The 10,243-nt window shown below is 71.4% G+C and carries 11 protein-coding genes; 6 read left to right on the top strand and 5 right to left on the bottom strand.

Annotation, left to right across the window (positions count from 1 at the left end):
* Positions 1 to 54 precede the first annotated feature (54 nt).
* Both E1289_RS03515 and E1289_RS03520 read left to right on the top strand, forming a co-directional pair.
* Entirely contained in the window at positions 55 to 672 is a 618-nt protein-coding gene (locus E1289_RS03515) for a LysE family translocator (RefSeq protein WP_131975203.1), read from the top strand.
* Between the two features lie 339 nt (positions 673 to 1,011).
* Positions 1,012 to 1,200, top strand: coding sequence for a DUF397 domain-containing protein (locus E1289_RS03520; RefSeq protein WP_131975205.1), 189 nt, complete (start codon positions 1,012 to 1,014; stop codon positions 1,198 to 1,200).
* A 236-nt stretch (positions 1,201 to 1,436) separates the two neighbouring features.
* Here the strand turns inward: E1289_RS03520 and E1289_RS03525 are convergent, their stop codons facing one another.
* Together E1289_RS03525 and E1289_RS03530 are read right to left on the bottom strand one after the other, a co-directional pair.
* On the bottom strand, positions 1,437 to 2,522 hold the full coding sequence (locus E1289_RS03525) for a hypothetical protein (protein WP_131975207.1): 1,086 nt from the start codon (positions 2,520 to 2,522) through the stop codon (positions 1,437 to 1,439).
* Positions 2,523 to 2,621: 99 nt separating this feature from the next.
* Positions 2,622 to 3,596, bottom strand: coding sequence for a YafY family protein (locus E1289_RS03530; RefSeq protein ID WP_131975209.1), 975 nt, complete (start codon positions 3,594 to 3,596; stop codon positions 2,622 to 2,624).
* Positions 3,597 to 3,657: 61 nt separating this feature from the next.
* Between E1289_RS03530 and E1289_RS03535 the strand changes: the two genes are divergently transcribed.
* Positions 3,658 to 4,842: an epoxide hydrolase family protein gene (locus E1289_RS03535; protein ID WP_131975211.1), complete on the top strand. Its 1,185-nt coding sequence runs from the start codon at positions 3,658 to 3,660 to the stop codon at positions 4,840 to 4,842.
* A gap of 194 nt (positions 4,843 to 5,036) precedes the next feature.
* A complete protein-coding gene (locus E1289_RS03540; RefSeq protein WP_131975213.1) occupies positions 5,037 to 5,747 on the top strand; it encodes a helix-turn-helix domain-containing protein in 711 nt (236 codons plus the stop codon).
* Here E1289_RS03540 and E1289_RS03545 read toward each other — a convergent pair.
* Positions 5,729 to 6,307, bottom strand: a complete 579-nt coding sequence (locus E1289_RS03545) for a dihydrofolate reductase family protein (protein WP_131975215.1) — start codon at positions 6,305 to 6,307, stop codon at positions 5,729 to 5,731. The genes E1289_RS03540 and E1289_RS03545 overlap by 19 nt on opposite strands.
* Positions 6,308 to 6,668: 361 nt before the next feature.
* Between E1289_RS03545 and E1289_RS03550 the strand changes: the two genes are divergently transcribed.
* Positions 6,669 to 7,262 (top strand): hypothetical protein, encoded by a 594-nt coding sequence (locus E1289_RS03550; protein ID WP_131975217.1) that lies wholly within the window; start codon positions 6,669 to 6,671, stop codon positions 7,260 to 7,262.
* A 60-nt stretch (positions 7,263 to 7,322) separates the two neighbouring features.
* Here the strand turns inward: E1289_RS03550 and E1289_RS03555 are convergent, their stop codons facing one another.
* Complete coding sequence (locus E1289_RS03555; protein WP_131975219.1) at positions 7,323 to 7,811, bottom strand: MarR family transcriptional regulator; 489 nt, start codon at positions 7,809 to 7,811, stop codon at positions 7,323 to 7,325.
* Between the two features lie 35 nt (positions 7,812 to 7,846).
* Between E1289_RS03555 and E1289_RS03560 the strand changes: the two genes are divergently transcribed.
* Positions 7,847 to 8,167 carry an antibiotic biosynthesis monooxygenase gene (locus E1289_RS03560; RefSeq protein WP_131975221.1) on the top strand — a complete coding sequence of 107 codons (321 nt, stop codon included), beginning with the start codon at positions 7,847 to 7,849 and terminating at the stop codon, positions 8,165 to 8,167.
* 54 nt (positions 8,168 to 8,221) lie between these two features.
* Here the strand turns inward: E1289_RS03560 and E1289_RS38805 are convergent, their stop codons facing one another.
* A complete protein-coding gene (locus tag E1289_RS38805) occupies positions 8,222 to 10,006 on the bottom strand; it encodes a plasmid pRiA4b ORF-3 family protein (protein WP_207928753.1) in 1,785 nt (594 codons plus the stop codon).
* Positions 10,007 to 10,243 lie beyond the last annotated feature (237 nt).

A 10,243-nucleotide genomic window follows, 5' to 3' on the forward strand; every position in this document is an offset into this window, starting at 1 on the left:
GTGCGATGCGGCCTGGCCAATCTGGACGCCATATGCGGAGTCTAAGGAGAAGCCATGGAAGTCTCCCTCTCACCGACCCAGGCGATCGCGTTCATGACGTTCGCCGCGGTGGCCGCGGGAACTCCCGGGCCCAGCAACGTGCTGCTGGCCGCCGCCGGCGCCAAAGCCGGTATTCGGCGCGGTATGCCGAGCCTGCTCGGGCAGGTGATCGGGATGAGCGCCATGCTGCTGGCCGTCACCCTGGGAATCGGCAGCCTGCTCCTCGACCGTCCATGGCTCCTGGAGACCCTCAAATGGGGCGGCGCGGTACTGCTCTGCTGGATGGCCTGGGGTATCGCGACCGCACCCTTCACGGAAGGCGCCGCACATTCCTCTGTGTGGTCCGGGTTCCTCGGCATGGCCGCATTCCAATGGGCCAACCCCAAAGGCTGGCTGATCAGCGTCGCGGCCAACGCCACCTACCTGAACCACCACGGCGGGATCCTGAGCCGGTCCCTGACCCTGACGATTCTGTTCATGCTCGCCGCACTGCCCAGTTGCCTACCTTGGCTGGCGTTCGGTGCCGCGCTCCAGAAATCTCTCGGCACGCCGCGGACCTGGCTCATCTACCGCTGCACAATGGCCGGGCTGCTGGTGGCGTCGATCGGCCTCTTCCTCTGGCCCCACGGCTGATCCGAACTGCCGAGAGACCGGCATCACCGGCCCGGCTCCACATCGCCGGCATCGCCCGCAACCTCGTCAAGGCCGTCCTGATCGCCCTTAGTGAGCGCCCCAACGTGACCGTCCAGGTCGTAATAGGAAGCGGCGAGCACCAAGGAAACGGCAGCAGCTTCGTCCTGGCTACGATGGCCGACATGAGCCGGATAGCCTACATAGAGACGGCTATACGAGGACTCACGACAGACGACCCCGCAGACCTGGCGGAAGTCTCACGCGTCCTGGTTGATCTCCGGAACAGAACGCTTCCTGGAGACATGTCGCGAGACTTCATCAGGAGGTGGCCGAGGAACGATGGACCTGAAGAACCCCAAGTGGCGCAAGGCCAGGCGAAGTCTGAGCAACGGCGGTGAGTGCGTCGAGCTGGCGGACGCGGCCGGTGCGGTGGCGGTGCGGGACAGCAAGGACCCGGACGGCCCCGTCCTCCTGCTGACCCGCGCGGCCCTGCGCACCGCCGTCCAGTCCGCCGCCGACACCCACTGACCGCCCGGCACCTCCCGCGCCGCCAATGACCACCGAGCAGCGGCGAGTCGTCCCGTCTCCGGACCAGGACGATCCGCTCGAACGTTGGGCCTGCGCACCGCGGTGGCCGAGCTACCCCTGCCCGGCGGCGTGACCTGCGCTTCTGCGCGCTCGTCAGCAGGACGGAACTCCTGCGGCGGCGGGTCCGGCGGTCGCCACGATCATCGCGCAGGGAAGGAACGTCCGTCCCTGACCGCTCACCGGGTGGGCACGACCGCCCACTCGCCTGTGCCGTCGACGGCAAGGCGGCATGAACCGTCGAGGGCGACCTCGCCCCGGCAGTCGCCCTTCCCCTGGAACAGGGTCTCCACCGTGCGCAGACCGGCGTCCAGCCGGATCACGCGGAAGGGGCCGCGACCCCAGTGCCGCACCACCACACGGGACGACCTCCCCTGGTAGTCGAGCACCTCGGGGCCGCGGCCCCGCATCCTGGAGACGAACGCGACCGCGGTGTCCGGCGGCTCGACCGCGATCGTCCAGCGACCGCGTGTGACGATGCGGAACCGGCATTTCACCGAGCCCTCCGAGGGGAACGGCAACCTTGCCCGGACCGCATGCCGGGAGCGCAGCGCGGGCGCCCGCCCTCCGCTCGCCCGCACGACCTGGATGGCGTCCGCGCCTTCCACCGACAAGATCACCGGGGACGCCGCCGGGCGCCGCACCGACACCGTCCCCTCGCCCGTCCCGCGGTGGACCATCGTCGCCTCCGACGGCACGTTCGGCTCCGGCGGGCGGGGGGCAGGCCGCGGGCGCCGCGCGCGTCCCGTCCGGATCGGGGCGCCGCCTTCGGCGATGCGGACGGCATCCGCGGCGCATACCGGCACCTTCCGCGCGACGCCCCCGTCCGGCGTCCACTCGACCTCCGCGGTCGCGACGCCGTGCCGGGCGTCGAAGAAGCACGGCGGCTGGGCCGGCCGTCCCTGCAGGAGCGCCTCCAGCCGCGCCATTGCCGCCCGCCCCTCGTCGACGGCCTCTTCCGCCCATTCCACGCGGCCGGTTCGCCCGCCCGCCATGTACCGCTTCGCGTCCTCGTAGGCGTCGAGGGCGCCGGTGTACTCGGCGATCAGTTCCTCGTCCGTGTCCGGACCGGGCGTGAACGGGTGCCGGTCGATCTCCTCACCGAATGCGGTGATCTCCGCCTCGACCGCGCTTTCCTCAGGGGACGGCGCCATGGCCACGTGCCCGGGCCCCGGGATCGTCCGTCGGCGGCCCCACCGCGACACGCCCACGACGCCGAGCAGCACCCCGCCCACCAGCGCCACCGTGACGAGCACCACGACCATGGAAGTCCTTCCCCCGCGATCAACGACAAAAGGCTAGATGACGACCCAAAGACCCAAGCGCACCGGAAGGAGCACGGAGATCCTTGTACAGACCCCGTCCTAGGGCTTCTGCGGCTGCGGGTCGGTGGCGCGGTGGTAGCGGTCGGCGAGTGCGCGGACGTGCTCGACGAGTTCCGGTGGTTCGGTGACGGTGAAGTCCGCGCCGAGCAGGCCGAGGTGGACGGCGAGCGTCTCGATGCTGTCCGCGCCGGTGTCCAGCAGGCATCGTGTGTGATCGACCGGGGTGATCGCCCCGACGGCGGGGGTGATCCGCTCGGCGAGCCGTTCGGCCGGTGCATGCACGACGACCCGGGCCCGGTAGCGCCAGGCGGCCGAGGACGCGCCCCGGCGTACCTGGTCGACGGCTTCCTCGGGAAGTTCGCGGGGCGTGAAGCGGGGACCGGCCGGGGTGCGCGGGTCGAGCCGGTCCACGCGGAACGTCCGCCAGTCGGCCCGCTCGATGTCGAACGCGACGAGGTACCAGCGGCGTCCCCAGTTGACGAGCCGGTACGGCTCCACGTCGCGCCGGCTCGCGGTGCCGTCGTGGCGGCGGTAGTCGAAGCGCAGGCGCTCGTGGTCGCGGCAGGCGGCGGCGAGGACGCTCAGCGTCTCCGCCTCCACCCGCGGGCCCCGGTCGTCCCGGGGCACCGCGACGGCGTACCGCTGGAGGGCGCTGACGCGGCGCCGGAGCCGGGACGGGAGGACCTGCTCCAGTTTGGCCAGTGCGCGCAGCGAGGTCTCCTCGACTCCGGTGATGGTGCCGCCGGCGGCGGTGCGCAGCCCGATCGCCACCGCGACCGCCTCGTCGTCGTCCAGCAGCAGCGGCGGCAGCGCGGCGCCGGCACCGAGCCGGTAGCCGCCGACCGCGCCCCGGGTGCCGTGCACCGGGTAGCCGAGGGTCCGCAGGCGCTCCACGTCGTTGCGGACGGTCCGGGCGCTGACCGACAGCCGTTCGGCCAGTTCGGCACCGGTCCAGTCGCGGGGTGTCTGCAGGAGCGAGAGCAGGCGCAGCAGCCGCGCCGAGGTTTCCAGCATTCTCCAAGTCTGCCCGGCTATTAGGAACGGACTCTGCCTAATAGGCTCCTACGTTGGGGGCATGACGAACAACAACGCGATCAGCCCGTTCCGCCTCGAGATCCCGCAGGCCGACCTCGACGATCTCCAGCAGCGGCTCGCCAGGACCCGGTGGGCCGAGGAGCTGCCCGCCGACGCGTCGGCGCCGGCCGGTCCGGTGCCGCCCGGCTGGGAGTACGGCGTCCCGGTGGGCTACGTCCGGCAGCTGGTCGAGCGGTGGAGCGGCGAGTACGACTGGCGCGCCCAGGAGGCGAGGCTGAACGCCTACCCGCAGTTCACCACCGAGATCGACGGCCAGAACATCCACTTCCTGCACGTGCGGTCGCCGGAGCCGGACGCGACGCCGCTGATCCTGACGCACGGCTGGCCGACCACGGTCGTCGAGTGGCTGGACGTGATCGGCCCGCTCACCGACCCGCGGGCCCACGGCGGCGAGCCGGCGGACGCGTTCCACCTCGTCATCCCGTCCGTCCCGGGTTTCGGGCTCTCCGGGCCGACCCGGGAGCGCGGCTGGGACCGGTACCGGGTGGCACGGGCCTGGGCCGAGCTGATGCGCCGCCTCGGATACGACCGGTACGGCGCGGCCGGCAACGACGGCGGATCGCTGATCTCCCCCGAGGTGGGCCGGGTCGACGCCGAGCACGTGTGCGGCGTGCACGTGACGCAGGTCTTCTCGTTCCCCTCGGGCGACCCCGCCGAACTGGAGCGGCTCAGCGAGGAGGAGCGCGGCAAGCTCGCGTTCGCCGAGTGGTTCGTGGCGAACCGGGGCGCCTACGACAAGCTGCAGTCCACCGAGCCGCAGAACCTGGCGCACGCCCTCGCCGACTCCCCGGCCGGCCTGCTGGGCTGGCACGCGCAGCTCCTCGGCCCCTCACTCGACCCGGACTACGTGCTCACCAACGTGATGCTCTACTGGCTGACCAACACCGCCGCCTCAGCCGCCCGCTTCTACTACGAGGACGCGGCGGCGGCCCCCGCGCAGCAGAAGTCCAACGGCCAGGGGACCACCGTGCCCGAGCCGACCACCGTCCCACTCGGACTGGCCAATTTCGCCTGGGACTTCCAGTCGATCCGGACGTTCGCCGACCGCGACCACAAGAACATCATCTCCTGGAACGTCTACGACCGGGGCGGCCACTTCGCCGCGCACGACGCCACCGACCTCCTCGTCCACGACATCCGGCAGTTCTTCGGCAAGGTCCGCTGACCCGCGAGGCGGGGACGGCCACCTGGCCGCCCCCGCCATGCGGACCGGAAACGGCCGTGACACAGGCCGACGCCTCGGCCTCAGCCATCTTCCGCTGGTTCTTCACGAGCCCTGGAGGGGTTGCCCCGCGGGGCCGGAAGCGGAGCGCTCGTCCGCTACGAACCGATTCGTCCGGCGCGGCGTATCCTTCGTCCGTGGAACTGCGCTTCGGGACGCGCCAGTCCGACTCGCCATGGGTCGACATCGTCTGGACCTGCACGAGCGAGCAGGTCACGGAGATGACGTCCGTGGCAGGGCCGCGCTGGGGTCTGGTGTTCTGGGAGCAGGACGGCCGGGCGTACACGAGCATCACCGGCCCCGAGACCCGGACCGGCACGGCACCGGTGCCGGAGGGGGCGACCTTCACGGGCATCGAGTTCGCGGTGGGCACCTCGTTGCGGGCCATGCCCACGCCGGCGCTGGTCGACGCGGGCGTCGAGCTCCCCGACACCACGCGCCGGACGTTCCGGCTGGACGGCGCGCGCTGGGAGACTCCCGGCCCCGACGACGCCGAGGCCCTGGCCGAGCGGCTCGTCCGGGCCGGGATCGTGGTCGGTGACCCGCTCGTCGCCGGGGTGCTGCGGGGGCACCGCCCGGACGTCTCGGGGCGCACGGTCGAACGCCGCTTCCGCGCCGCGACCGGGCTGACGCGGGGCGCCATCCGGCAGATCGAGCGGGCCCGCACCGCGGCGGGGCTGCTGGCCGCCGGCGACCCGGCCGACGACGTCGTCGCCAAGCTCGGCTACTTCGACGAGCCGCACTTGGCCCGGGCGTTGCGCTGCTACGTCGGACGGACCGTCGGGCAGCTGCGCGAGGGCGCCGGCGGCGCGATCGCCCTCGACCTGGATCAGCGTTTGACGTCGTAGACCAGCTTCAGGATCCCGTTCGGGTAGCTCTCCGACTCCCGGAGCGTCAGCATGTGCTTGTCGCGGTCGGCCCGCCCGAACAGGCTCTTCCCGGCACCGAGCAGTACGGGGAAGACGAGCAGGTTGTACTGGTCGATCAGGCCCGCGTCCGACAGCCGCCGGGCCAGTTCCGCGCTCCCGTGGATGAAGATCGCGCCGCCCTCGCCCTCCTTGAGCGCGGCGACGTCCTCGGTCGAGCGCAGGATCGTCGTCGGCCCCCACCCGTCGACAAGGGCGTCCTCGGACAGCGTGGCCGACACCACGTACTTGGGCAGTTCCTTGTAGTCGGCGTGGTCCTCCGAGCCGGGCCAGACCGGCGCGAACGCCTCGTAGCTGCGGCGGCCGAACATCAGCGCCGTCGTGTCGGCGAGCTCCTCGCCCTTCAGCGACCAGGCTTCCGGGACGAACTCGAGGTCCTTGAACACCCAGCCGCCGCTGCGGTGCTCCTCCCCTGGCCCGCCGCCAGGTGAGTCCACGACGCCGTCGAGCGACATGAAACCGGTGTAGACCAGGTTACGCACGAGCACATTCTCCTCACGATCGGGCGAGCTACCGGGTTCACATTAGAGCGCGGCCACGGGGCTGTCTTGGACGAAAACGACAGCGCGTCCAGAACGCACGTACCGGAACAGCGCCACAACCGGCCCGCTCACGGGCACGTCGTCGGCGCACCCGGCCGACCGCGGTGACGTCGACGCAGGTTTGCGGGGGCGTTGCGGTCGCCTCGGAGGGCTTGGCGTTCCTCCCCGGTGCGCACAGCAACTCGTGGTCCGCGCGATGGCCCCGCAGGAAGCCCGCAAAGGACGCCACGATCCTGCACCACACAAAGTGTGCGGTGCTTTCGAAGAAGATTGCAGAAGGCGAGTCACTTGGGAGGGGACGATGCTGTTCAGGCGGGAGGTCCTTGAGGGGATCGCGGGTGGGCGGATCGATCGGGTGTTCCGGGTGTGGGCGAAGCCACCGGTCCGTGCGGGGAGCACCCAGCGCACCTGGGCGGGGGTCATCGTCATCGACTCGGTCACGGCCGTCGGCCCCGAGGAGATCACCGAGGAGGACGCGCGGCGTTCGGGTTTCGACGACCGCGCGGCCCTGCTCACCGCCCTGTCCAAGAGCCGCAAGGAGGGCGGTTACCACCGCGTCATGCTCCATCTGGGCGGTCCCGACCCCCGATCGGAGCTGGCCGGGAACGCCGACCTGACCGAGCGGGAACTGGCCGACCTCAAAGCCGCCCTGGACGCCATCGACACCCGCAGCCGCCGCGGCCCCTGGACCCGGGAGGTCCTGCGCCTCATCGAGGAACACCCCGGCCTGCGCGCCCTGGACCTGGCCGAACGCCTGGGCCGCGACAGACTTCCCTTCAAGGCCGACGTCCGCCGCCTCAAAACCCTCGGCCTCACCGAAAGCCTGGAGACCGGCTACCGCCTCTCCCCGCGCGGCAAGGTCCTGATGGCCTACCTGCGGGCCTTGAGTGAATGATCTATCCCGGACGCTGATTCACCTCTCTTGGCGCCGATCGAGCGGCCGGGGCCGGCTGGGTCACCTTGTGGTCTCGTTCGTCGTGGTCCCCGTTGCCGGTGCTGACAGCATGCGGATGAGCTGGTTGATGGTGGCTCGCGCTTGGCTCAGGCTCGCCGCGTCAAGCTCGGTGTCGGCGAGGAGTTGGCTGCGGTGACGGTGTCCGGCGGCGTCCAGGCGCGCCAAGGTCTGGCTGCCCGAGTCGCTGAGCTGGACCAGGGGAGCCCGCGCATCATGGGGGTTGCCGGTCCCGGCGACCAGCCCCGCGGCCTTGAGCTCGTTGACGACCCGCTGGACGCTCTGCCGGGCCAGCCCCAGTCGCCGGGCGGCGCTCGACACCGTCATCGGTCCGCCGCTCAGCACGCTGAGGACGTGCCAGCGCGCGGTCGACTGGCCCTCCGCGCGGGCGATGTCCTCGGAGGTGTGCCGCGACAGCCCGGCCAGTTGGTACACGTCGGCGATGAGCAGGCGGTAGGTCTCGACCGTTGCCGATGATTCGCTGGAAACCATAGAATGACAGCATACTGTCAAACACGGGGAGCGCGATGATCCTCCGACTCTGGCGCGGCTGGACGACCGCCGAGCTGGCCGACCGCTACGACGAGATCCTCAACGCCGACGTGGCACCGGGCATTCTGGCCAGGAATCTCGACGGCCTGCGCTCGTTCGATGTCTGGCGGCGCCGTCCCGCCGAGCAGACCGGCGAGCACGAATTCCTCACCGCCATGGTCTTCGACGACATGGCCGCCATCGAACGATTCGCCGGCGGGCCCACCCGGTCCTACGTACCACCCCAGGCACGCGCCGTACTCACCAGATTCGACCGTCACTCCCAGCACTACGAGCTGCGACAGCGACACCGCTGACACATGGTGGTCCACCACCGGGCAGTCGGTGCGCCGGTCTGCTCGTCCGTCGGGTCAGTGGCGGAGTCTGCGGTTGACCTCTTCGGTGGAGAATTGCTTGGGGTCGAATTCGTCGGCCGAGGTCAGGCCGAGCCATTCGAGCATGTCCGCGTGGTCCTCGGCAGCCGGGTCGGCCAGGGTGTCCTTCAGTCCCTCGTATCCCCAGACGCCGCCGCAGTCCTCGGGCGGGCATGCCCCCTTCCCGGCGGTGCAGACGGGGTCGGCGACCTCGGCGCCGGGCGGCAGGACGTCCTCCAGGACGATGTCGTGCTCCCAGCCGTCGCCGAAGTCGTAGGTGTAGCCGATCTTGTCGCCGGGATCGTTGAGCATCTGCGCCAGCGTCACCTTCCGCTCGTCGCGATGCCCGAGTCCACGGTCGGGCAGCCCGTATTCGCCCGAGGCATGGGAGAACACGTGCATGTGGTAGTTCTCCCAGCCCATCGCGTCCTGGACGACCTCGTGGAGCCGGTCCAGGCCGATGTCGGCGGGAAGCCGGAGACGCCGCCACACCGGCGGTTTGATCACCCCGCGCAGCTGGATCTTGAGCTGGTACACGGCGCCGGAAGCCCCCTCGCGGGGCGCGGGCACCGGGGCGGGGAGGCCGCCCAGCAGTCCGGCGAGCCGTGGTGCGTCCGGGTGTCCGCACCCCTCCAGCAGCGGCAGGGCCTCGACGAGCCCGGCACCGGTGGCGGCCTGCAGGACGGTGGGCAGGAATTCCGCGGGCACGTCGGCTGAAAGGGTGTCCAGCAGGACGGTCAGTGTGTCCACGGCGGCCCATGCCTCGTCGCGCTCGGCGGGCTCGGTGCCGTCCTGCTCGGCCAGCCAGACCCGGGCATGGGCACCGAACCCGTCCCGGGCCGCCCACTCGCGCCACGCCGGCGCCGCCTCCGGGCCGCACCCGCGCGCCAGGGCGAGGGCGTCCAGACGCTCCTGCCCCGTTGCCGCCGCACCGGCGGAGAGCAACTCCCCGACGGCCGCCGCGGGAGTGCGGGCCGCCAGCCACGATCGGGCCATCAGCCGGACCACCGTGTCGGGGAGCCCGGTCAGCTCAGCGACCAGCTCCGCGGCATCCGCGTCCGCCGCCGGGGCGTTCACCCGGAAGGCCAGATCGGTGAACCAGAGGCCGAGCGGGGTCAGTTCGGCGCCGTCACCGCGCACTTCCGCGATGCCGAACTCGCTCAGCGCCCGCACCACGTCCTCGACCGGGCCGAGGTCGGACGGCAATTCCGCCACGGGGTCGGGCGCTCCACCCCACGGCGAGCAGTCCGGGCAGTCGCAGATGGACACGGGAGCGCCCGCCAGTTCGTCGATGGCCCCATGCAGCTCCGCCGCCGAGGCCGTGCCGCCGCGCTCGTAGAGAGCGGCCAGTACGGCCAGGTACTCCATGTCCTCCGGCTCTGCCTCACCGGCAAGCCCCAGCGACTCGGCCGCGCAGGCGGCCCAGACGGCCAGGACGTCCTCCGGTGCCCCGTCCAGCCAACGGCCGAGGCCCGGTCCGGTCGTCACCCGGCCGCCGGCCACCTCGATGAACTCGGCCGCGGACGCCGCCGCCCACACCATCATCAGTTCGGGGAGGTCCAGAGCGCTGCGCGGCTTGCGGGACGGCGGCGCTATCCCCAGCAGTTCACACGCTTCGACGGCGGCGGCCGGCCGGAGCACCCCGCGTGGGGTGACCTCCCGCCCCGCACCGACCCATTCGGCCAGCGTCCGCGCGGTGGTGAGCGCCGGACACGCACGCGCCTGCGAAACCAGTTGTTCGAGCGAAAGCTCCACGACATTGGCGCCAGCATCATCGGACATGCGCAGCAGCCTAGGAGGCGCGCGCCCTGAGCGACGCCGCTTCCGCGCCATGCGCACGGCGGCACCGCGACACGGCCGAAGCGCGTCCAGCGTCGCGACTTCTCTTAGTCGCATCGCCCGTGGTCGTGGAGAGGGGCGACCGCCGCGTTCGTTGCCTGCTCTTGGCGGGGCGGGAGTGAGGACGCCGCCTCAGCGGGAAGGGCCGCTGCATGGGCTGGGGAGCGAACAAGGTTGGGG

Origin of the sequence: Actinomadura sp. 6K520 (assembly GCF_004349245.1) — a bacterium.
Classification (GTDB): Bacteria; Actinomycetota; Actinomycetes; order Streptosporangiales; family Streptosporangiaceae; genus Spirillospora.